Below are 21366 nucleotides of genomic sequence, written 5' to 3'. Positions count from 1 at the left end.
GAGGGCGCACCAGCCACCGCAGGATTTTGTTACCATCAGGCACATATAGAGCGCCCAGCGCCACCGACCTGTAGGAAGCCGCCCTGATGAGCCCATCGTTCAATGTCGTGGAACTCGCCACGACCTATGCCAACAAATCCGCCCAGGACATCCTGAAACTCGCGTTCGCCGAGTTCGGCGATGACCTGTGGATATCTTTCAGCGGCGCCGAGGATGTGGTGCTGGTGGACATGGCCTGGAAGCTGAACAAGAACGTCAAAGTGTTCAGCCTCGACACCGGTCGCTTGCACCCCGAGACCTATCGCTTCATCGAACAGGTGCGCGAACACTACAAGATCGACATCGAAGTGGTGTCGCCGGACTACACCAAGCTCGAACCTTTCGTGAAGGAAAAGGGCCTGTTCAGTTTCTACAAGGACGGCCATGGCGAGTGCTGCGGCATCCGCAAGATCGAGCCATTGCGTCGCAAGCTCTCGGGGGTGACTGCGTGGGCCACCGGCCAGCGTCGGGACCAGAGCCCGGGCACCCGCAGCGCGGTCGCGGTGCTGGAAATCGATACCGCGTTCTCCACCCCGGAACGCACTCTGTACAAATTCAACCCGCTGGCGCAAATGACCAGCGAAGAGATCTGGGGCTACATCCGCATGCTGGAGCTGCCGTACAACAGCCTGCATGAACGCGGCTTCATCAGCATCGGCTGCGAGCCTTGCACCCGTCCGGTGCTGCCGAACCAGCATGAGCGCGAAGGTCGTTGGTGGTGGGAAGAAGCCACGCAGAAAGAATGCGGGCTGCATGCCGGAAACATCATCAGCAAATCCAAGGCTTAATTCCCCCGCCCTCTGCAATCCCCTGTGGGAACGGGCTTGCTTGCGAAAGCGGACTGCCAGTCAACATCAGTGTTGAATGTGACTGCCTCTTCGCGAGCAAGCCCGCTCCCATACTGCCCCTGGGTCAACCCGAATAATTGTGTACACAAAAATGTCACTATAAGTGCCATATCTGTGTGCACTTTTTATCTGTGCGCCCCAAAAAGTTACATCATTCTTTCGTGACGTCCTCAGTCGATCATTCCCACACAACCCCGCCGAAATAAATACCTGTTCAAACGGTCAATTTATATTTCCAATTTTTCAATTACTTAGTTTCAATCAATAACAAAACGAAATTAGCCAAGTAATTCATAGATCACTGACTGGCACAGATCTGGCTTAAGTGAACATATGTTTTGTATACAATAAATACTAAAACATACACACACTTTAGATCCGCAAGCCTGAAGCGCCCTATCCCGTACAGGCTGCAGATGCCCCGTAACCAATGATGCTCTCCCGGCCGCGACGAAGATTTGTCGAGTTCACGCTCATGCACAGTCATCGCGGCAACGAGCTTCTGGAGCCTGCCGGAATGCGTACTAGCCTCCCCAATAACAACATCGCGCTGGATCTGCCCTCCTCACTTTCCCCATCCGTCATTCACGATCAAACATTTCAACCACCCGTGGTACTCAGCCCCCGTCTGCACAACAAGGACCTGGCGCCGACCAAGGCTGAAGGTCGACGTTGGGGTCGTTACAGCATCTTTGCCCTGTGGACCAACGACGTGCATAACATTGCCAATTACTCCTTCGCCATTGGCCTGTATGCACTAGGCCTGGGCGGCTGGCAGATTCTGCTGTCCCTGGGAATCGGCGCGGCGCTGGTGTATGGCTTCATGAATCTTTCCGGTTACATGGGCCAGAAAACCGGCGTGCCGTTTCCGGTGATCAGCCGGATCAGTTTCGGCATCCATGGGGCACAAATTCCTGCATTGATTCGCGCCGTTATCGCCATCGCCTGGTTCGGGATTCAGACGTACCTGGCGTCAGTGGTCTTTCGTGTACTACTGACGGCGGTGCACCCCGGTTTCGCCGATTACGACCACAACTCGATCCTCGGACTGTCGAGTCTGGGCTGGGTGTGTTTCGTGGCGATCTGGTTCGTGCAGTTGGCGATCCTGGCCTATGGCATGGAAATGGTGCGGCGCTACGAAGCGTTTGCCGGCCCGGTGATTTTGCTGACCGTCGCCTCCCTCGCCGGGTGGATGTACTTCCAGGCCAACGCAACTATCGCCTGGTCGATTCGCGAGCCGCTGAGCGGTGGCGAGATGTGGCGCAACATCTTTGCGGGCGGCGCATTGTGGCTGTCGATCTACGGCACGCTGATCCTGAATTTCTGTGACTTCGCCCGTTCTTCGCCCTGCCGCAAGACCATTCGGGTGGGTAACTTCTGGGGCCTGCCCGTCAACATTCTGGTATTCGCCGGGATCACGGTCCTACTCTGCGGTGCGCAATTTCAGATCAATGGCCGGATTATCGAAAGCCCAACGGAAATCATCGCATCGATTCCCAACACCTTCTTTCTGGTACTCGGCTGCCTGGCGTTCCTGATTGTCACCGTGGCGGTGAACATCATGGCCAACTTCGTGGCCCCGGCTTTCGTACTGAGTAACCTGGCGCCCAAGTACCTGACCTTCCGTCGCGCCGGGCTGATCAGTGCGACCATCGCGGTGCTGATCCTGCCGTGGAACCTCTACAACAGTCCGCTGGTGATCGTCTATTTCCTGTCGGGCCTCGGCGCCCTGCTCGGCCCGTTGTACGGGGTGATCATGGTCGACTACTGGCAGGTACGAAAAGGCCGGATCAACGTGCCGCAGTTGTACAGCGAAGATCCCAATGGCGATTATTACTACAGCCATGGGGTCAATTTGCGTGCCGTGGCGGCGTTCATTCCGGCAGCCTTGATCGCCATTGTCCTGGCCCTGGTGCCAGGTTTCGACAGCGTCTCGCCGTTCTCCTGGCTGATTGGCGCCGGGATTGCAGGGATGCTCTACCTGATCATCGCCAAACGGCAGCCTTACTACGCAGATGTCAGCGGTGAAACCATCGCGGTCGATAACGTCAGCCATTGATCCCCGGGCGGCCCGGCAACGTCGGGCCGCAGAACCACCTCGCTATAAAAGGACCTCCTATGCGAATTCTCGTGGTCAACGTCAACACCACCGAATCCATTACCCAGGCCATCGCCCGTCAGGCCCAATCCGTAGCCTCGCCCGGCACGGAAATCATCGGCCTGACACCGCACTTCGGTGCCGACTCCATTGAAGGCAATTTCGAAAGTTATCTGGCCGCCATTGCGGTGATGGATCGGGTCATGTCCTACGACCAGCCTTTCGATGCGGTGATCCAGGCCGGTTATGGCGAGCACGGTCGCGAAGGTTTGCAGGAGTTGCTCAACGTGCCGGTAGTGGACATCACCGATGCCGGCGCCAGCACCGCGATGTTCCTCGGGCATGCGTACTCGGTGGTCACCACCCTGGACCGCACCGTGCCGCTGATCGAGGATCGCCTCAAACTGTCCGGGCTCTGGGACCGTTGTGCGTCGGTACGGGCCAGCGGGCTGGCGGTGCTGGAGTTGGAGTCCGACCCAGAACGTGCACTGGAGGCGATTGTTCGGCAAGCGGAACTGGCGGTGCTTGAGGATAAGGCCGAGGTGATCTGCCTGGGCTGCGGCGGCATGGCCGGGCTGGATGAGCAGATTCGTCAGCGCACCGGCGTGCCGGTGGTGGATGGGGTGACGGCGGCGGTGACCATTGCCGAATCGCTGGTGCGGCTGGGGTTGTCGACGTCGAAAGTGCGGACGTATGCGATGCCTCGGCCGAAGAGCATTATTGGTTGGCCGGGGCGGTTTGGCAGGTAGACCGCGTTATCGTTCTTCGCGGGCAAGCCTCGCTCCCACAGGTTTTGTGTCGTTTATATCATTATGATAAGACTCAAAACCCTGTGGGAGCGTGGCTTGCCCGCGATAGCCACACCTCGGTCTTAAGCCAGGTTCAAAGAGCACTGAACCTCTGCCCCAACCCCTGCTCCGCAAACTGCTCAATGATGAAATCGACAAACGCCCGGGTCTTGCCCGGCAGCAGTTTGTGCTCAGCGTAATAGATAGAGATGTTGCCGTCATCGACGTACCAGTCAGGCAACACACGCTGCAACGTTCCCGCATCCAGATAGCCCACGGCAAACGGCATGCTCACCAACGCAATGCCCAACCCCTGAACTGCCGTGGCGCAGGCGGCTTCCGAATCGCTCATGGTCATCCGCGCCTTGAGCGTCAGCGGGCTGTGTTGCCGGGTGCGACTGGTCAGCTGCCAGGAACGCACGCGCCCCGTCTGTGGCGACCGTATCAAGATGCCGTCGTGGTGCTTGAGGTCGTCGGGCTCGATGATCGCCTCGTGTTTCGCCAAGTACTCGGTTGAAGCCACCAATACCCGATGGGCAGCCGTCAGCTTGCGCGCCACCACGCCCTGAGGCAGTTCGAATCCGCCACCAATCGCCGCATCGAAACCCTGGCCGATCAGGTCGACCTGGCGGTTATCGAAATGCCAGTCAGGGTTGATAGCCGGAAAGCGCTGCAGAAACTCGCCCAGCAACGGCACGATGTACAAACGCCCGAACACTGTGCCCATGCTGACTTTCAATGTACCGGCGGGACGCCCTTCGGCGCTGGCCAGGTTGGCCACGGCATTCTGGATCGTGTGCAGGCTGGCGCTGACTTCGCCGAGAAATAGCTGGCCGGCCTCAGTCAGCGTCAGGCTGCGCGTGCTGCGCTGGAACAGCCGCACACCCAGTCGCGCCTCCAGCTTGGCAACGCTCTTGCCCACCGCCGCCGGCGTCAGGCTCAAGCGCCGCGCCGCTTCGGCAAAGCTGCCAACCTCGGCGCTACGCACGAAGCATTCGATACTACTGAAGGTTTCCATAAGCGCCACTATAAACTTTTGGTTTACACAGACTATAGCAATGACGGTCTACCCGCAGGGTAGTGCGAGGCCGATACTCGACTCCAACAACAAGGCAGCCCGCCTTGAATTTCTGGAGATCGACATGACCACTCAACACCTCAGCGGCAAAGTAGCTCTGATTCAAGGCGGTTCACGCGGCATCGGTGCTGCCATCGTCAAACGTCTGGCCGCCGAAGGCGCTGCCGTCGCCTTCACCTACGTCAGTTCTACCGCCAAAGCCGAAGAGCTGCAAAACAGCATCACCAGCGCTGGTGGCAAAGCCCTGGCCATCAAGGCCGACAGCGCCGATGCCGTCGCCATTCGCAATGCCGTTAATGCCACCGTCGAAGCCTTTGGGCGTTTGGACATCCTGGTCAACAACGCGGGCGTTCTGGCCGTCGCACCGCTGGAAGACTTCAAACTCGAAGACTTCGACCAGACCCTGGCCATCAACGTGCGCAGTGTGTTCATCGCCACTCAGGAAGCGGCCAAACATATGACCGAAGGCGGCCGCATCATTAACATCGGCAGCACCAATGCCGAGCGCATGCCCTTCGCCGGTGGTGGCCCGTATGCCATGAGCAAGTCGGCGCTGGTCGGCCTGACCAAAGGCCTGGCTCGCGACCTCGGCCCACGGGGTATCACCATCAACAACGTGCAGCCGGGCCCGGTCGACACTGACATGAACCCCGCCAGCGGCGACTTTGCTGAAAGCCTGATCCCGCTGATGGCCGTGGGTCGTTACGGCAAAGTGGAAGAAATCGCCAGCTTCGTCGCCTACCTTGTCGGCCCCGAAGCCGGCTACATCACCGGTGCCAGCCTGACCATCGACGGTGGTTTCGGCGCCTGATACAGGTCACTTGTGGGAGCGGGCTTGCTCGCGAAGGCGTCGTATCAGTCGACATTGATGTTGCCTGACACGCCCTCTTCGCGAGCAAGCCCGCTCCCACATTTATCGGCATTAAGCCCACTCAAGCGCCGGCAGGCCACATGCACTGGGTTTGAACGCCTTCAACGTACGAAGAATGCCATCGGCGTGTGCATACTTTTCGTCGGCCATCGCCGCATCCGGGATCGCTATCGCCGTCATTCCCGCCGCTTTCGCCGCGGTGACGCCGAACGGTGAATCCTCGAACACCAGGCAATCCTCAGGCGCGACACCCAGACGTCGCGCCGCCGTCAGGAAGATATCCGGCGCCGGTTTGGCCGCGCCCACTTCCGGGTCATCAGCGGTGACGATGAAGTCGAACAGCGCGAACCAGTCGCGGTGCAAGGTGGTTTTCTGGCCGAATGACTGACGTGAAGAACTGGTGCCCACCGCAATAGGAATGTTGTTGGCCTTCAAGTGCCGAACCAGTTCCTCTGCGCCAGGCATCGCCAGCGCCGTCGGAAAACGCTCGCGCATCAGCGGTTCGCGGATCACCAGAAACTCTTCGGCTGTAATCGGCAGGTCCAGCGCCTCGACCACATAGCGCGCCAGATCACCCGCGCCACGACCGATGATGTTCTGTTTGACGCTCCAGTCGAAAGTCCGGCCATAACGCCCGGCAATGATGGACGTGACCTCGGTGTAAATGCCCTCGGTGTCCAGCAACAAGCCGTCCATGTCGAAAATCACGGCCTTGATCGGGCCGAACTCATCCAAGGGTGCATTCATCGCATCTGATCCGTTTTCTCATGACATCCCGGGAGCGGCTAAGGCACGACCGGGTCCGTGATGGATTAAAGGGTTCAGCAGCATAGCGAGCGCGGTTGGCAGAGAGCAACGGGCAATGCCAGGCGGACATAAAAAACTGTGCCGAGACGCCCGTGATCATTTAGCGATTTTCCCTACACAAAACACCTCCTTTCCCGACTTCTTTCCTCGTTGATCCCCCGCAAAGTCTTGCGCTCCAGATTAATCAGCGCGAGGGACTGCGAATGTTCGAACCTGACAAGGTCCTGGCCTTGAACAATGCCATCGGCCTGCTGGTGGTCGCCGCCATGAACCCCGAGCAGCCTGACGTCGAAGCACTGCTCGGTGATTTTCGTCTCTGCCTCAACGACTACGAGGCCTGGGCGGAAAACTTCTGGACCGGTGGGGCGCTGAATGTCGAGCAGGTGTTCAAGGTCGGTAATGAAGTCCGGCTGAGCGCGCCGAAGGACTCCACCCTCCCTGTCAGTTCGACGCTCGCCATGTGCCCGGCCAGCGGTCCATTGACTCTGGTGCACCTGTTTGAGGCCGCGCGTTTCGTGCCGATCGGCAATACGCCGGTGATGCTCGAACCGGTTATCTCGCAGCGTAAGGGTGAACTGACGTTCGGTGAGCCCGTCCACAAAACCATCGGCCCCAGCGGCATTCTCGAAATCCCCGAATGCTGGCGCGGCCAGCGTTATCGCATCACCTTCTTTCCCAATGTTTCCACCGATCACGTCAAAGCGCTCTACGCCTCCTATCAAGGCGTGATCGGCGAGCTGGAAGGCTGGTTGCGCAATGAATGGACGAGCGAATTCCAGCCCTTGTGGGCAGGGTTTTCCGAGGCAGGGTTCACCCAGCGTTACGGCATGCTGCAACAGGCCGACTGGCGCGGTTTCGAGCGTTCGCTGCACGGTTTGTGGGATGACGTGAAGCAGGTCTACGCCCTGCTGGCAGACCTGCAAACCAACAGCGAAAAACTCCTTGAGTACCTGACCCAAGGCGAGCTTGGGACGTTACTGAATGCTTCGGCAGAAGCCATCGCCAATGTGTTGCTGATGTTGAGCGATGAGCCGTTGATGTTCATTCATCTCGCGGCCTTCACCAGTTGGCTGAGGATGCTGCCGCCGCAGTACATCGCCGAAGTCGTGGCGCAAATTCGTACAGAACTATTGATCAGTTTCCTGCTGGTGCGCCTCACCGGACCTACGGGCCTGAAGCTCGGCATGAGCGCCAAAGTATTGGACAAGATCAAGTCCCAGCAGGCTCGACAGTGGTTGACGGCGGCCAGTTTGCGGCTGGCAGAACTGACGGCCAAATCTGACCTGACAGCTCACGCTGGCGCGCTCAAGCCGCTCGTGGTCAGCGCGCGGAATGCACCACTGAAACCGGCACCGACGGTTCCGTTACAGATCCGTGCTGGCAACTCTCCAGTTGTACAGGTGAACAATCCGGTTGCCATTGCTCGCGACAAGTCCTTCGCCATGACCCGGCTGGGCCGTCACGAACCTCACGACGATGCATCGAGTCAGTCGAAAAACCCCAACGGTGACAGTGCCGATTGTGTGGCACTGACCTGCACCAACAACTGCCCGGTATCGATGGTCACCGGTGAAGAACTGCTGACCCTGACCGACGGCTCATTGGATGGGCTACTGCCATTTGCCTTCACCCGGTTGTACCGCACCAGCGCGGTGGAGATCGATTGCGGGCTGGGCTGGGGCTGGAGCCATTCGCTGGCGCAGCGGTTGGAACTGGACGATGAACAGGTCGTCTGGATCGACCATGAAAACCGTCGTACGACGTTTCCGCTGCCGAGTGTCGAGCGCCCGGTGATCCACAACAGCCTGTCGCGGGCGGCGATTTACCTCGGAGGCGAACCGGAGGAGTTGATTCTCGCGCTGGCTGGCGAGACGAACCGGTTCTACCACTTTCGAGAGGGCCGCTTGACGGCGATCAGCGACGCCTACAACAACCGCCTCCACATCACTCGCGACCGTCAGGATCGCATTCAACGCCTCGATAACGGTTCCGGTCGCTCGTTGCTGTTGTGCTACGAGCGCAGGCACCTTGTCGCCATCGAATACCAGTCGTTTCAGCCCGGCGATTCTTCGGGCGAAGCCTGGCATACAGAGCAAACGCTGGTTTTCTATCGCTACGATGCCCGCCAACGCTTGATCGAAGCGACCAACGCCGCTGGTGAAAGCGAGCGTTACGACTACGACGACCGACACGTGATTCTGCAGCGGCAACTGGCCGGTGGCGCGAGTTTCTTCTGGGAGTGGGAAAGGTCCGGCAAGGCGGCGCGCTGCGTCCGGCATTGGGCGTCGTTTTCGCAGATGGATGCGCGCTACGTCTGGGATGACCAAGGCAGTGTCACCGTCCAGAACATCGATGGCAGCGAAGAGGTTTACGTCCACGACGACCGGGCGAGGCTGGTGCGCAAGGTTGAGCTGAACGGTGGAGAACACCTCAAGGACTATGACGACAACGGCCGGTTGCTGGCCGAGCAGGATCCCCTCGGGGCCGTCACTGAATACCGTTATGACGAAGTTGGACGGTTGGTGGCGCTGATTCCACCCGAAGACGAGCCAACATCCTACGAATACCGCAACGGTTTCCTGCATGCGTGCTATCGCGGCAAATCGGTGTGGAAATATCAGCGCAATGCTCAGGGTGACGTCATTGAAGCCACCGATCCGGATGGCCAGGTCACCCACTATCACTACGACGCCCAGGGGCGTTTGTTGTCGATCCGCTTCCCGGACAACAGTCGGCATGTCTTTATCCGGAACGGGCTGGGACAACTGCTCGAAGAGACCTTGCCGGACGGCGGTCAGCGACGCTTTTCCTACGATGCGCTAGGCCGGCAGACGACCCGTCAGGACGAACACGGTGCTCTCACCCAGTACCAATGGGATGCCGTCGGCCGACTGGTTCAGACAACGCTGCCTACCGGCGCCAGCCGCGGGTTCAGCTACAACGCCTACGGCAAGATCACCGCTGAACGCGATGAATTGGGCCGCATCACCCGCTACGAATACGCCGACGATCTGCACCTGGTCAGCCGCCGGATCAATCCCGATGGCACGCAACTGCGTTATCGCTACGACAACGCGCAGTTACGGCTGACGGAAATTGAAAATGAATCCGGTGAAAAGTATCGCCTGGACTACACGCCGAACGGCTTGATCCGACAGGAAACCGGCTTCGACGGCCGCCGCACCGCCTACGCCTACGACCTCAACGGCCATCTGCTGGAGAAAACCGAGTTCGGTGATGACGACTCGCAACTGATCACGGCTTATCAGCGGGACTCGGCTGGACGTCTGCTGGTCAAGACCCTGCCCGATGGCGTCAAGGTCAAGTACCGCTACGACCACCTCGGCCGACTGGTCAGTGTCGACGACGGCCACGACCATCCGCTGGAATTCGAATACGACGCCCAGGACAGGCTGATCACCGAGCACCAAAGTTGGGGCACCTTGCGTTACCGCTACGACGCGTGCGGCCGACTCAACCACCTGCGCCTGCCGGACAACAGCAAACTCGATTATCACCACGCCAAGGGCGGCGCATTGACGGCCATCGACCTCAACGGCGCGCGCCTCACCACCCACCAGCTTGCCTTCGGTCGCGAACAAAACCGCCAGCAGGGTCTGCTGCTCAGCGAATATGCCTACGACGACCAAGGCCGGCTGAAAGCCCATGCCGTCAGCCAACACCAACATCCGCTGTACCGTCGAGACTATGCCTACAGCGTCATCGGCAATCTCGACCACATCGCCGATACCCGCCACGGCCAGCGCAGCTACCAATACGACTCGCTCGACCGCCTGATCCGCGTCCGCCATTCCCGTGACCAATCGCCGGAAAGCTTCGCCCACGACCCGGCGGGCAACCTGTTGATGCAGGATCGCCCGGGCGTTGCGAAGTTGCTGGGTAATCGCCTGCTGATGCAGGGCGACCGGCATTACGACTACGACGCCTTCGGCAACCTGATCCGCGAGCGTCGCGGCACTGCGCAAAAACTCGTTACCGAATACCACTACGACTGCCAGCACCGGTTGATCGGCGTCACCCTGCCCAATGGCAGCCAAGCCACTTACCGCTACGACGCCTTCGGCCGCCGTATCAGCAAATCCGTCGACGGCAAAACCACCGAGTTCTTCTGGCAAGGCGACCACCTCGTCGCCGAACACAGCCAGGATCACCATCGAAGCTACATCTACGAACCTGGCACCTTCCGTCCACTGGCCATGCTCGACGGCAAAGGCCCGCGCCAAGCCTGCCCGTTCTACTACCAACTCGACCACCTCGGCACACCGCAAGAACTCACCGACTACAGCGGCGACATCATCTGGGCCGCCCGATACACCGCCTATGGCCGCCTCACCCGCCTCAACCGCAACACCCACCAGGTCCTCGATCAGCCGCTGCGCTTTCAAGGGCAGTATTTCGACGCGGAAACCGGCCTGCATTACAACCGACATCGCTACTACAACCCGGATGTCGGGCGGTACCTGACGCCGGACCCGAGCAAGTTGGCGGGTGGGTTAAACGGCTATCAGTACACGCGCAACCCGGTGGGTTGGGTTGATCCGTTGGGGTTGAGTGATTGTCCTGGAGGGGATGGGTGTAAGAAGCCGTCGTTTGGGGATGAGGAACCGGCGGGTAAGGTGGGGGTTGATGAGGGGGAGCCAACAACTCCTTCACCTAAAAGAGAAGAGGATTACTTATACCGCGGGGATGAACGAGAGCCTAATGATGTATTTCAAAACGGTTTTAAAAGCAAAGGAAAAAGCAATGATCTATTGCTCCACTCTATAGATAGTGAAAACCCACCCAGTAATTTCATCAGCACGTCGCCATCGCGAGATGTTGGCAAACTTTTCGCAACCGGCTATCACACAAAAGTAGGTTACCTCTATACTCTTCAAAAAATAGATGGATATGATTTGCAGAAAGAGCTTGGACCAGCCTACCTTTTCGGAGCGGAAAAAGAGATAGCGATAGCTAACCGTATAGAAAATGTCGACGTACTTGGCGCCACCCTAATCATTGATGATGGCAGAGAGCTCGGCTATTCCATACCTAATCCGTACAGGATAATAAAAAAATGATATTTAAGGTTGAAATAACCATCAGCATCGACGGCACAAAGGAAACCGCCAATTTCACATGCGATAACAAAAGCATAACTATAATCTTTACAATGAAAAGCGGACTTAATAAAACATATTCAGATAGTAACTTTTATAGATGCTTCGCTCGCATTCGAGAAGACAACCCCAACATACAATTTCTCTGCAAGGGATCAAAACTCAACGTACATCCCTCAAGCATGTCATCACAAATGTCTCTTGGTTTGAAAGCATATGAATTGACATTGGGCAAAACGTCGTCACTCAATGATGTAGTTTATATCTTTGATTATGAGGATAACAATTTAACAAACGATCCACATGAACAATTATCTTTCTATAGACGCTGGATTGAATCAGAAAAAATATGATTAGTTAAATGATCAAAAGCCCGGCTCATGTCCGGGCCAGATTCGTATTAAGAAAACTCTAACCACCGGTTTTATCTCCACTTCCTGCTCCACCACCGCTCTCATCAATCTCAAAATCACCTGACTCTCCAGACCCACTTCCAGAACCACTCCCCATCGAACTTCCATCGCTCATCGAGCCACTCCCCTTTCCCGGACTGGTGCTACTTCCACTGGCATCGCCGCCACTCCCACCACCAATAGTGTCCGGTGGCAGCACCTTCCCGCCCGAGGTACCCGCATTCATTTCCGAATAAGGTGGCATCCCGCCCTTATCGACCGGCGCATCGCGGCCAGAAGATTGAGCAAACGCCGCTGATGAACTGATCGACAATAAGCCGACCACCGTCAGGGTTGTCAATTTTGACCTGATCATGGCGCACCTCCTTTTAAAGAGTGCTTTATCTGATGTCTGGCAGCGGTCGCTTTTTAAAGGTGCCGCACAATCGACGAGCGGCGATGGATCGCTGCGCAGGCTTCAGCTCGGTTCTCCCGATAGATCGTCACCGGCAATGTCCGGGTCTTCGGGGACGGCTTCCACATCACCGCGCTTCACATCATCGGTATCGGTGGGCACCTGCTCCACGCCGGTGTCGTCATCGTCGGGCGGGCGTTGATCGCGACTCAGGGAGTCGGTGGGTGAAGGCAGCGGATATTCGGGAGTATCGTCGTCGATATCGGAGTCTTTTGGATTAGCGTTCATAACGCACCTCTCAATGGACCTGAAAAGCAGATCCTGACATTTCGAGGACAGCACGATAGACGCGGTTCGATCAGAGGGACAATCGGTCGGCCCGACCATACCCCCTATCACTCGTCGTCTTCCTCGTCGTATTCGTCGTACTCGACATTGCCCACATCGCCTGCGTCATCGGCATCGTTGAGCGGCACCGTGGCGTCGTCCATCAGAGACCCCGGGTCTTCGTTGCCAGGATCGTTGATCGGACCTTCATCTTCCATGTTTTCGGTTTCCGGAGTCATGACATGCCTCAAAACGTTCAGGGGTATATGAAGTTCGAGGCGTCCTACGAGCAAACGTTCCAGAGTCCTGGTGACAGAAACGAAAAACCCGGCGCTGGGCCGGGTTTCTACTGTCACTTGATATCGAGTTAACGATGCTTGTACTTATTTTTATGCTTGTGTTTGTGTTTGCCACCGCCGGAATGCGAGCTGCCGCTGTCATTACCCAGGTTGCTACCCACCGCACCACCAGCTGCTCCGCCCAAGCCAGCGCCAATAGTCGAACCCGTGGAGCCACCCAAGCTATTGCCGATCACCGAGCCACCCGCCGCGCCGATACCTCCGCCAATAGCCGCTTCTGTTCGACTGCCCTTGCGCGCACCGACCGCGCTGCCTGCCGCACCGCCGACGCCAGCGCCCACTGCCGCTCCCGTGCTGCCGCCTAATTGACCGCCGACCACGTTACCCAGCGCGCCGCCAAGACCACCGCCCACTGCAGCAGTGCCGTCACCGGCAGCCATTGCACCCTGAGCGACCAAAAGTCCCAAAACCACCGTGGACAATGTCAAACGCATGATATGAACCTCTAATTTCCGCATCGGGGGAAGATCGTGCCGCGGATAGGCCTCAGTCTGGCATCTGCGTCTGTTTAACAGCAAATCAGATACCGACTGTAAGAGATTTGAGCCATATACGGGGAAAACGTTCCAAAACGAAAAAGCCCGGCATCGAGCCGGGCATTTTCAGCGGATCATTAGGATCAGTGGCCCTTTTTGGACAGATTGCTGCCCACGCCGCCGCCCAATGCACCACCCAGGCCGGCGCCGATGGTGGAACCTGTCTTGCCGCCCAGGCTATTGCCGATCACCGAACCACCCGCCGCGCCCACACCGCCGCCGATGGCCGCTTTGGTGCGACTGCCTTTGCGTGCTGCAACAGCACTGCCGGCTGCGCCCGCTACGCCAGCACCAATCGCTGCACCTGTGCTGCCGCCCATTTTCTGGCCGACCACATTACCCAGCGCGCCACCCAGACCACCACCGAGCGCGGCAGTGCCATCACCGGCAGCCATCGCACCTTGAGCAACCAAAAGGCCCAGAACCAAAGCAGGCAGTGTCAAACGCATAACGAGAACCTCAAAAAAGGGGGAAACCGAAAGGCCGGAGATTGAATGCTTTAGAGGAGGCAAAGTCCAGACACAAACACGGAACAACCTCGTCATTGGCGACGGTTGGACAGCATTTATGGAAAAGGTTTTATGACAGGCAAAAAAAAGCCCGCTGGGGAGACGGGCCAGGGTACTGCTTTCTAACGGATGAGCTGAGACTACGTAGGCAGGTGTGAAAAGTTTGTGAAAAAAAACCTGGTGCTCGTAAAGTTTGTAGGACGTTTTCCCGCATTGCCGCCAAGCCACGCTTTCTACCCTTCAAAAGCAAGAAACCCCGCTCAATGGCGGGGCTCGACGAATCACTGTTTACTTCCTGGAAGGCGCACCCAGCTTGGGCATGAATTTCGACTTCGGCCCTCGAGTTCGAGGCACTGTAGATTTGATTTTGTTGATCTTGATACGGTCTTCACCGAAGCTCGGCACATAGTCCGTCTGACCACACTGCACGCAATTATTGATTGGAAACTCCGCCCCGTCGTCTTCGATATACGGCTCAGTCATATCTTCGCTCCTCTCAACGGGTCGATACCGGCAAGCCCTATTTGCCTGGAAAATATCGACCACCCAGGATTTTGAGACTAGCCGGTCATTCCTGGACTTGTGATTCAGATTGTTACGTGCCCGACGAATGGCCAGCGCTTGCTTCCTACAAAACCAGATGGCGAATAAACAGAACGCGCACGCCCTCGGCACGGTGCCCTCAAGATTTTTTTGACGCCAACTTACCTCAGTTTGACCGCCGTTCCGGTCACAAACACCACTACCATTCCACCCTTGCCGGACGGCATGCTGATCTCATAATCGAGCCCTACCACTGCATCCGCCTGAAGCCCCCGCGCCCGCTCCCTGATCTCGTCGGTGGCCTGAATTCGCGCATCTTTCAATGCTCGCTCCAACGTTTGAGAGCGCCCGCCGAAAAAGTCCCGCATGCCCGCGAACAGATCGCGGATCACGTTTACGCCCTGTACCGACTCGGCGCTGACGATGTCCAGGTAAGCGGTGATTTGCCGACCTTCGATGGTGTGTGTTGTGGTGGTGATCATGAAATGTCCTTGTCAGAGCTGTCGTCGATAGGGTGAAACGACGGGGAAAACGGCGCGAGAATTGAGTATATAGAGCGGGAGCGTATTGTCTGGACGTCGCCCTGAATAGCGGTTCGGATTTGGCGACTCGACGACAAATATGCAGAAGCCTCCCGGTTGGGACTGGTGCCTGAAGTATTAGAACAGCTTGATCAACACCGCAGTAATGGTAGCTACCGTACCAATCAACCCACTAGCAATGGCCACTGGATACCAAAAAGTCTCACGGGTCATCTTGCCGGCCTCGGCGTTCAGCTTGCGCTGTTCAGCGATCAGTTTGACGATCTCCACATGAACCCTTTCCAGCTCTGCCTGTTTCATGGTCATTTCCTGCATAACGTGCGTACGTCCGTTCCGGATAATGGGGGCGTCATTTGCGCTGCCCTTTGATTCATTTTGCACCCTAGAGGCGCAAAACAAATACCCTTCCCGAGATGGCTCATATGAACTGCTGAAACCTATGGAAGCACCTACCTGCCTAGCTTTCCAGCATTACTTCCCACACGCCTAGCACTTGTCCTACATCATTTTCGGACGCGTCTTTGCTGATGCGCCTGAGCCAGCGGCAGCCAGATTGAAAAATCCAGACACCAAAAACCACAAAACCCCTGACTTCTCTCGAAATCAGGGGTTTTGTGTGTATCGAATGTGGCGGTGAAGGAGAGATTCGAAAGCACCCGATCGCGGTTTTCGACAAATCAGGCCCCGGTTTATAAGGGTTTCGCGGCGATAGTTAGCGCGCAAGTATTCCCATGGCGTTCCCATGGATCTGTATGTGCGACTGAAGACGCCCCGGCATATAAGGCTTGATGTGTTTTTTGGGTGAACCATCGGAAAGGAGTAATTTTGGTAAGGCAAGCCTGATGATTGGCTACAAGCCTTGGTTTTAAAGGCTTTGAGAGGAAAGCGAAAAGGTAAGATCCAAGTAATTTTAAGGTAATGTAATTACTCTTCTTAAAGGTAATCTTTAACCACGGCTACATCCTTATAAATCAATGACTTACGAGAAAATTACCTGACGCATTACTAAAAATAACCTAATTGAGTAATCCGTCAAAACCAGTGAATCCGTGGCTTTCAGCCGTGTCACCAGCCCCACATTACAAAATTACCTTTTTCCGACGCCTTTCCTGAAAAAGCCCACATTCCGCTCCCAGACCATTCGGCCACCGCCCCTACCCTCGCAGGGTTCCGCAGGATTCCACCCCCCCCAAATTGCGAACTAGGCGCCCAGCCTTAGTGATGTCCAGTGGACCGCAGGAGTGCAGAAAAAAAGATCCATTTAGCCCGCAGGCGAGGTGGGGGGACGACGGCGCGCGCCGGGGCAGAATCAGCCCCGCCCCTCTCGCGCATTACGTTAGGGCACGTGTCCACACCAGGTAGGCTTACCGTCGAACGGCTGAATCCGCCCTGCCAGCAACATGGATCAAACTCAGGGACAGTCGCAGTGTCATGGCAGGCTATAGATGTACTCTGGGGCGATATTTGATAAGCCGCAGCGATACGACCAAACTGGCAAGGTAAGAACGAAAGCTCGCGAATGGATCCGTATTCGCTACAAATGATAAGGACCAGCCTGTGGACGCGAGATGCAGGCGCGGCAGGCAGCGAAGATGAGACAAGATTATTAACGTGGTGATGCGCTGAGAAAGGAGTTTCGCGTTTTGGAAGATATTGAAAAAAACTATAGGGCAACACCCACTAACAGTCGGAAGTACCCTAAGCGTCTTACAGATTACGTTACTGATCTAGTTAAGCGCGGCAGAATCCTTGAAGCCAAACACTTTTTCTTAGAGCTATGCAAAATAAGCCCCCATCATGACAAGACAATACGATTGGGCTACACGATTGCAATTGCCACCTTTGATAATGATTGGGTTTTGAAGTACGACCAACTTCTAACTGACTCGGCATCGGATATTAACGAGGTGCTATGGTTCCAGTTACGCTATTACCAATCACAAAACAATATCCCTGCTTGCGAGACTGTAAGCTGCGAGCTTCTTGAAAAACGCTTGAACAACGACCATTTTTCAGCAGTTCTTGAAACATGTATCGAGCGACAAAGCTATGTAGTAGCAGAATCTTTAGCGAGATATCTAGTTAAGAACCGCTTAGCGTTATCACCTCCCGTGAGCAACTGGTTCAAGCAAATAGTTATTACAAGATTGATACACACTCTCCAGAGGTACAAATGACTAGCTTCTTGGTTGTCAAAATTCTGGACGATAGAAGTATCACGCTTCCGTCCACCATGAACTATGGGAGTGTCGAGCTTCGATCTTACTCGGCTGATACCAAACTCGAAACTGATGCATTTGAAACATCTGCGTCTGAAGGTGGGCTGGATTTTAACAAGCACAAAATATGTGCGAGGATTGCTACGATAGTGGACTGCGAGACGAATAGTGAAGCTGTCCATATCGCCGACAACAAATTTCTTGAAGTTCTCGACTTCAAGTCGACTGAGTTTGCGGTATCCGCTATAAAGACATCGCGAATCGGCCTAGTAAAGGATTTGGCTTCGGGCGAAATAACACCTATTAAAAGATCCGGCTTTCAGCAATCCCTTTCTTTTGTTGTGCGGCACGGCGCCATACAATGTTTTGATATCACTAATTTTTTACTGTCGCTTAAAAATGAGCTAAGCAACCGTTACAGGCGCTCTCTTCACTGGACAAGAAATAGCAAAAATGAGACAAACCCGCAGCTGAAGATCATATTTTTATGGTTCGCCTTGGAGGCATTACTGAAGGCGGACGAAACCGATAACTGCGTCGAGAGCTATATTCGCCTTTTTTTGGGCTTCCCCAATGGTCAACAGTTAGGACTTATATCTCCCACAGTAAAAATCAATCTAGAAAATCACGACAGATATAAATACTGGCAAAAAAAACTTATTGAGGTAGTTAAAGAAATTCGCGACTTCCGGAACGATTCCGTGCACTCAGGCTTTCGAAGCGTAGATTTTACAAAAGAAAAACTTGAGCTATTTAGCTCGGTAATGACTTATGCTGTTAGCAGGTGTCAAGCTGGGGTAATGCAAGGACTTCTTAGCAACATAGATTCATTGTCCGACTTCAAAGAATATGCAGTCCCATTATTTGAAACCAATGCAAACTTAATAAACGACATCCATAATAATATTATTTACTCTCTAGATCACCCCATGAGTTATTAGTGACATCGAGCTGGTGTTGACGTGCCAGCTCGTCGCCTCGCTTATTGCGCAGGGGGGGTTATGCCTCCCCGCCGATTTCGTAGGGCTTAAACCGAATTACCTCACCCCCTACCCAATCATTCAGCTGCAACATTCGCGTCTGAATCGGCTCCAACTCATTGGCCGCATAGATCTGGGCTGCCTCCCTGATCGACCCAAATCCTCCAGCGTTCTGCGGGACAATCCCCATCAACTGCGGCGGAATGCGTAGGCTCGCCAGCACGTCATCCCTGGTCTGATTCTTGATCGAGTTGAATTCATCCTTCGCCGCGACCTCACTGACGGGAATCAGTTGAATGCCGTCCTTCTTCCCAGTCGGCGAGTAGACGAATAGATTCCGAAAATTCCCCGGCCCCTTCGACTCCTTCAGCGCCTTGCGCAACGCATCGATGTCGGCCTCGGTCTGAGCCGCATCCGTCATGTACAGAATGAAACCAGCATGACTACCGTTCTCGTAATACTTGCGCCGAAACAACGTCGCCGACTCATTCAACAACGCCGACTGCAACGCACTGATCCACTCGGGCAGCCCGTAAATCTCTTGATGCAGATCGGCCTCACGCAAGTGAAAAATACTGTCCGGCTCAAAGACGTGTTCATCCTTCCACCCGCGCACCTGGTAAAACTGCCCGTCCGGCCCGGCGCGCATGTACTTGGCCAGCGGCGGCACCAGCTGCCGAGTGTTACCCAGCACCGACCGCCGCGCTTCCAGGTACCCATTCCCCAAACACAAAAAGTCCAGGGCAAACTGCTCGAATGAAGCCCGCGACAACAGCGGATGCGGAATAAACGTCTTGCTCAATAGGTTGCGCTTGAACATCAACCCCGAATGCAGATGCACGCTCGCCCCCACCGACCGGGCCAGGCCATCCAGAGACAACGGCGGCTCATACCAGCGCCCGTTGAACCAGCACTCCAGGTAATCAAACACCTCCCGGCCACCCAGTACCGGCGTCGGCTCACCGAAGGAAAACACCTGAGTCCCAGCGCCGGTGGCGGGTGTGGTCGCAGGCAGCAGCGTCTGGTTGGCGAGTTGTTCGGTCATCAGTAAATCTCCATGCGTCCGGTGTTGGCAGCGGTCTGCCCCTCAAGCGGTTCGTTGTGCAATGCGTGAAAGAGCGCCCAGGCCAGGTCGGCATGGCCGGTGTTGTCGTTGCGCCCAGCGGTGTAGGTGTATTGGCGTCCACCGGCGGTGACCGTCTTGCGTATCGCCATCAACGACTGGGCCATGTCCGTCCAGCCGGCATCGAATTCGAGCCGGCCCTTGTGGATTACGTCATAGGCTTTGAGTACCAGGCGGGTTTTGACTTCGGGCGAGTAGCTGAAGGTGGTCACCGCCGGGAAGAATTGGCGCACCAGCTGGGCCACGCCACTGCCCAAACCGGTGACATCAATGCCGATATAAGTCACCCAGTAGCGGTCGCAGACGCTCTTGATGAACGCAGCCTGCGCGGCGAAGTCCATGCCCCGGAACTGGTGGCGCTCAAGAATCCGGAACTTGCCGCCTGGCACCAGGGGCGGCGCGACCACCACCAGGCCGGAACAGTCGCCCGTCTCGGCCGGGTCGTAACCAATCCAGACCTGACGGTCGCCGAACGGGCGCATGGCGAACGGCTTGTAGTCCTCAGCCCATTCGACCCAGCTGTCCACCATGCAGGACTGCAACAGAGTCAGCGGGAAGATGCTCGCGCCGTCGTCGACGAACTCGCACATCAGCAGGTTGGCGAACGCCTCGGGGCTGTACTCGCGGCGCAGTTCCTCGATGTCGAACAGGTCGCACCCGCCCCGCTCCGCGTCGAGGATCGTGACGATCTGCCGCCACAACCGATCCTCACAGAACCGGCCCTGCTGGAGCGCTCCGTGGGACACGTCCACCTTCGTATGCTGTGCGGCGGGCTTGCCCTTGTTGAAGCGCTCGCCGGTCCAGAAGGTGTACGCCTCATGGGCCATGCTCGACGGCGTCGAGAAGTAGGTCTTGCGCCACTTCTTGTGCATCGCCATACCCGAGGCGACCTTGTTCAGCTCCTCGAACTTGAACGTCCAGAAGAATTCGTCGAAGTAGAAATTGCCGTGGTAACCCTGGGCAGTGCGGGCGTTGGTGCCGAGGAAAAACAACTCGGCGCCGTTGGGCAGCACGATGGGGTCACCGGTCAGCTCGACACCGATCACCTCGCGGCAAAACGCCTGAATGTAGCCCCGAAACAGGTAGGCCTGGTTCTTCGAAGCCGACAGGAAAATCTGGTTACGTCCGGTGTCCAGGGCGTCGATGAACGCCTCGCGGGCGAAGTAGTAAGTGGCGCCGATCTGCCGGCTCTTGAGGATGACGCGGGTGCGCTGGTTGCCGGCCCGGTACCAGTCTTTCTGGTAGTCGAAACAGCCATCGATGAACGCCTCGCGCAGCAGCTCGATCTGGTCTTCATCAATTTCGTTTTTGACGGCCTTTTTCTTCGGCTCGGCGTTACGTTTCGCCAAGTTCGGGTTGAGGTCAGTTTCGGTACCGCCCCCCTGAAAGCGCTGTATTCGGGCCTGCCGCTCCAATTGCCGGTGCAGCAGGTCAATTTCCTTGAAGTCGCCGCTGGTCTTGCCATCCTTGAGGATCAGCTGCACCAATCGCGCTTCCAACGCCCCGCCGATGCGCTCGACGTTGTCCGCCCGATCCCACTCGTCACGGGCCTTCCAGCTGTGTAGCGTTTTTTCCTTTTCGCCCGTAGCCTCGGCAATCTCGCAGATACGCCACCCCATCCAGTACAGGAACTTGGATTGGCGGCGGGGATCGATGGGCAGCAGTGCGGTCGTAGTCATGGCCGCGATGCTGCCGCCCATGCCTGCGACTCAATAGCACCGCCCCTTGTACCTCCCTCCCCTACAGTCCCGCCTCGTTGCCGCAACTCGCGC

Annotated in this window: 20 protein-coding genes; 8 read left to right on the top strand and 12 right to left on the bottom strand. The window is 56.5% G+C overall.

Translation table 11 applies throughout. From position 1 onward, the window contains the following. The first annotated feature begins 86 nt into the window (after positions 1-86). The 3 genes from PSH88_RS10185 to PSH88_RS10175 all read left to right on the top strand — a co-directional run bounded on the left by PSH88_RS10185 (position 87) and on the right by PSH88_RS10175 (position 3734). On the top strand, positions 87-827 hold the full coding sequence (locus PSH88_RS10185) for a phosphoadenylyl-sulfate reductase (RefSeq protein ID WP_305426104.1): 741 nt from the start codon (positions 87-89) through the stop codon (positions 825-827). A gap of 577 nt (positions 828-1404) precedes the next feature. Then, a complete protein-coding gene (locus PSH88_RS10180) occupies positions 1405-2946 on the top strand; it encodes an NCS1 family nucleobase:cation symporter-1 (protein WP_305426103.1) in 1542 nt (513 codons plus the stop codon). A 59-nt stretch (positions 2947-3005) separates the two neighbouring features. Then, positions 3006-3734 carry an aspartate/glutamate racemase family protein gene (locus PSH88_RS10175; RefSeq protein WP_305426102.1) on the top strand — a complete coding sequence of 243 codons (729 nt, stop codon included), beginning with the start codon at positions 3006-3008 and terminating at the stop codon, positions 3732-3734. A gap of 133 nt (positions 3735-3867) precedes the next feature. Here PSH88_RS10175 and PSH88_RS10170 read toward each other — a convergent pair whose 3' ends face one another. Continuing rightward, complete coding sequence (locus tag PSH88_RS10170; protein WP_305426101.1) at positions 3868-4791, bottom strand: LysR family transcriptional regulator; 924 nt, start codon at positions 4789-4791, stop codon at positions 3868-3870. Positions 4792-4915: 124 nt separating this feature from the next. On the opposite strand from PSH88_RS10170, the gene PSH88_RS10165 reads away from it, so the two are divergent. Next, on the top strand, positions 4916-5662 hold the full coding sequence (locus PSH88_RS10165) for a 3-oxoacyl-ACP reductase family protein (protein WP_305426100.1): 747 nt from the start codon (positions 4916-4918) through the stop codon (positions 5660-5662). 111 nt (positions 5663-5773) lie between these two features. On the opposite strand, the gene PSH88_RS10160 is transcribed toward PSH88_RS10165, so the two are convergent. Continuing rightward, complete coding sequence (locus PSH88_RS10160; protein ID WP_007902125.1) at positions 5774-6469, bottom strand: HAD-IA family hydrolase; 696 nt, start codon at positions 6467-6469, stop codon at positions 5774-5776. 263 nt (positions 6470-6732) lie between these two features. Between PSH88_RS10160 and PSH88_RS10155 the strand changes: the two genes are divergently transcribed. Together PSH88_RS10155 and PSH88_RS10150 are read left to right on the top strand one after the other, a co-directional pair. Continuing rightward, positions 6733-11610, top strand: coding sequence for an RHS repeat-associated core domain-containing protein (locus PSH88_RS10155; protein ID WP_305426099.1), 4878 nt, complete (start codon positions 6733-6735; stop codon positions 11608-11610). Beyond that, positions 11607-12002 (top strand): hypothetical protein, encoded by a 396-nt coding sequence (locus PSH88_RS10150; protein WP_305426098.1) that lies wholly within the window; start codon positions 11607-11609, stop codon positions 12000-12002. The genes PSH88_RS10155 and PSH88_RS10150 overlap by 4 nt, the downstream gene beginning before the upstream one ends. A 58-nt stretch (positions 12003-12060) precedes the next feature. Here PSH88_RS10150 and PSH88_RS10145 read toward each other — a convergent pair whose 3' ends face one another. The 8 genes from PSH88_RS10145 to PSH88_RS10110 all read right to left on the bottom strand — a co-directional run bounded on the left by PSH88_RS10145 (position 12061) and on the right by PSH88_RS10110 (position 15572). After that, a complete protein-coding gene (locus PSH88_RS10145; protein WP_305426097.1) occupies positions 12061-12417 on the bottom strand; it encodes a hypothetical protein in 357 nt (118 codons plus the stop codon). A 102-nt stretch (positions 12418-12519) separates the two neighbouring features. Next, a complete protein-coding gene (locus tag PSH88_RS10140) occupies positions 12520-12744 on the bottom strand; it encodes a hypothetical protein (protein WP_305426096.1) in 225 nt (74 codons plus the stop codon). A 107-nt stretch (positions 12745-12851) separates the two neighbouring features. After that, positions 12852-13022, bottom strand: a complete 171-nt coding sequence (locus tag PSH88_RS10135) for a hypothetical protein (RefSeq protein WP_305426095.1) — start codon at positions 13020-13022, stop codon at positions 12852-12854. Between the two features lie 128 nt (positions 13023-13150). Then, a complete protein-coding gene (locus PSH88_RS10130) occupies positions 13151-13576 on the bottom strand; it encodes a glycine zipper domain-containing protein (RefSeq protein ID WP_305483526.1) in 426 nt (141 codons plus the stop codon). A gap of 185 nt (positions 13577-13761) precedes the next feature. Then, entirely contained in the window at positions 13762-14127 is a 366-nt protein-coding gene (locus tag PSH88_RS10125) for a glycine zipper domain-containing protein (protein WP_007902140.1), read from the bottom strand. A 348-nt stretch (positions 14128-14475) separates the two neighbouring features. Then, positions 14476-14670, bottom strand: coding sequence for a hypothetical protein (locus PSH88_RS10120; protein ID WP_008072999.1), 195 nt, complete (start codon positions 14668-14670; stop codon positions 14476-14478). A gap of 221 nt (positions 14671-14891) precedes the next feature. Continuing rightward, a complete protein-coding gene (locus tag PSH88_RS10115) occupies positions 14892-15212 on the bottom strand; it encodes a YbjQ family protein (RefSeq protein WP_305426094.1) in 321 nt (106 codons plus the stop codon). 177 nt (positions 15213-15389) lie between these two features. Beyond that, positions 15390-15572 carry a hypothetical protein gene (locus tag PSH88_RS10110; protein WP_305426093.1) on the bottom strand — a complete coding sequence of 61 codons (183 nt, stop codon included), beginning with the start codon at positions 15570-15572 and terminating at the stop codon, positions 15390-15392. Between the two features lie 1343 nt (positions 15573-16915). Here PSH88_RS10110 and PSH88_RS10105 point away from each other — a divergent pair. Together PSH88_RS10105 and PSH88_RS10100 are read left to right on the top strand one after the other, a co-directional pair. Next, entirely contained in the window at positions 16916-17449 is a 534-nt protein-coding gene (locus PSH88_RS10105; protein WP_305426092.1) for a hypothetical protein, read from the top strand. Next, positions 17446-18432 (top strand): HEPN domain-containing protein, encoded by a 987-nt coding sequence (locus tag PSH88_RS10100; RefSeq protein WP_305426091.1) that lies wholly within the window; start codon positions 17446-17448, stop codon positions 18430-18432. Before PSH88_RS10105 ends, PSH88_RS10100 begins: the two co-directional genes overlap by 4 nt. Before the next feature lie 58 nt (positions 18433-18490). Here the strand turns inward: PSH88_RS10100 and PSH88_RS10095 are convergent, their stop codons facing one another. Both PSH88_RS10095 and PSH88_RS10090 read right to left on the bottom strand, forming a co-directional pair. Further along, on the bottom strand, positions 18491-19516 hold the full coding sequence (locus PSH88_RS10095; RefSeq protein WP_305426089.1) for a phage portal protein: 1026 nt from the start codon (positions 19514-19516) through the stop codon (positions 18491-18493). Further along, on the bottom strand, positions 19516-21273 hold the full coding sequence (locus PSH88_RS10090) for a terminase ATPase subunit family protein (RefSeq protein WP_305426087.1): 1758 nt from the start codon (positions 21271-21273) through the stop codon (positions 19516-19518). The genes PSH88_RS10095 and PSH88_RS10090 overlap by 1 nt, the downstream gene beginning before the upstream one ends. Positions 21274-21366 lie beyond the last annotated feature (93 nt).

The sequence above is a fragment of the Pseudomonas wuhanensis genome (assembly GCF_030687395.1).
In the GTDB taxonomy this organism is placed as follows: Bacteria; Pseudomonadota; Gammaproteobacteria; order Pseudomonadales; family Pseudomonadaceae; genus Aquipseudomonas; species Aquipseudomonas wuhanensis.
This window is presented reverse-complemented; position numbering and strand designations above follow the sequence as displayed.

Excerpts from the sequence above, each read along its gene's own strand:
- PSH88_RS10185 (WP_305426104.1), top strand. The coding sequence starts at position 87 with ATGAGCCCATCGTTCAATGTCGTGGAACTCGCCACGACCTATGCCAAC.
- PSH88_RS10180 (WP_305426103.1), top strand. The coding sequence starts at position 1,405 with ATGCGTACTAGCCTCCCCAATAACAACATCGCGCTGGATCTGCCCTCC.
- PSH88_RS10175 (WP_305426102.1), top strand. The coding sequence starts at position 3,006 with ATGCGAATTCTCGTGGTCAACGTCAACACCACCGAATCCATTACCCAG.
- PSH88_RS10170 (WP_305426101.1), bottom strand. The coding sequence starts at position 4,791 with ATGGAAACCTTCAGTAGTATCGAATGCTTCGTGCGTAGCGCCGAGGTT.
- PSH88_RS10165 (WP_305426100.1), top strand. The coding sequence starts at position 4,916 with ATGACCACTCAACACCTCAGCGGCAAAGTAGCTCTGATTCAAGGCGGT.
- PSH88_RS10160 (WP_007902125.1), bottom strand. The coding sequence starts at position 6,469 with ATGAATGCACCCTTGGATGAGTTCGGCCCGATCAAGGCCGTGATTTTC.
- PSH88_RS10155 (WP_305426099.1), top strand. The coding sequence starts at position 6,733 with ATGTTCGAACCTGACAAGGTCCTGGCCTTGAACAATGCCATCGGCCTG.
- PSH88_RS10150 (WP_305426098.1), top strand. The coding sequence starts at position 11,607 with ATGATATTTAAGGTTGAAATAACCATCAGCATCGACGGCACAAAGGAA.
- PSH88_RS10145 (WP_305426097.1), bottom strand. The coding sequence starts at position 12,417 with ATGATCAGGTCAAAATTGACAACCCTGACGGTGGTCGGCTTATTGTCG.
- PSH88_RS10140 (WP_305426096.1), bottom strand. The coding sequence starts at position 12,744 with ATGAACGCTAATCCAAAAGACTCCGATATCGACGACGATACTCCCGAA.
- PSH88_RS10135 (WP_305426095.1), bottom strand. The coding sequence starts at position 13,022 with ATGACTCCGGAAACCGAAAACATGGAAGATGAAGGTCCGATCAACGAT.
- PSH88_RS10130 (WP_305483526.1), bottom strand. The coding sequence starts at position 13,576 with ATGCGTTTGACATTGTCCACGGTGGTTTTGGGACTTTTGGTCGCTCAG.
- PSH88_RS10125 (WP_007902140.1), bottom strand. The coding sequence starts at position 14,127 with ATGCGTTTGACACTGCCTGCTTTGGTTCTGGGCCTTTTGGTTGCTCAA.
- PSH88_RS10120 (WP_008072999.1), bottom strand. The coding sequence starts at position 14,670 with ATGACTGAGCCGTATATCGAAGACGACGGGGCGGAGTTTCCAATCAAT.
- PSH88_RS10115 (WP_305426094.1), bottom strand. The coding sequence starts at position 15,212 with ATGATCACCACCACAACACACACCATCGAAGGTCGGCAAATCACCGCT.
- PSH88_RS10110 (WP_305426093.1), bottom strand. The coding sequence starts at position 15,572 with ATGAAACAGGCAGAGCTGGAAAGGGTTCATGTGGAGATCGTCAAACTG.
- PSH88_RS10100 (WP_305426091.1), top strand. The coding sequence starts at position 17,446 with ATGACTAGCTTCTTGGTTGTCAAAATTCTGGACGATAGAAGTATCACG.
- PSH88_RS10095 (WP_305426089.1), bottom strand. The coding sequence starts at position 19,516 with ATGACCGAACAACTCGCCAACCAGACGCTGCTGCCTGCGACCACACCC.
- PSH88_RS10090 (WP_305426087.1), bottom strand. The coding sequence starts at position 21,273 with ATGACTACGACCGCACTGCTGCCCATCGATCCCCGCCGCCAATCCAAG.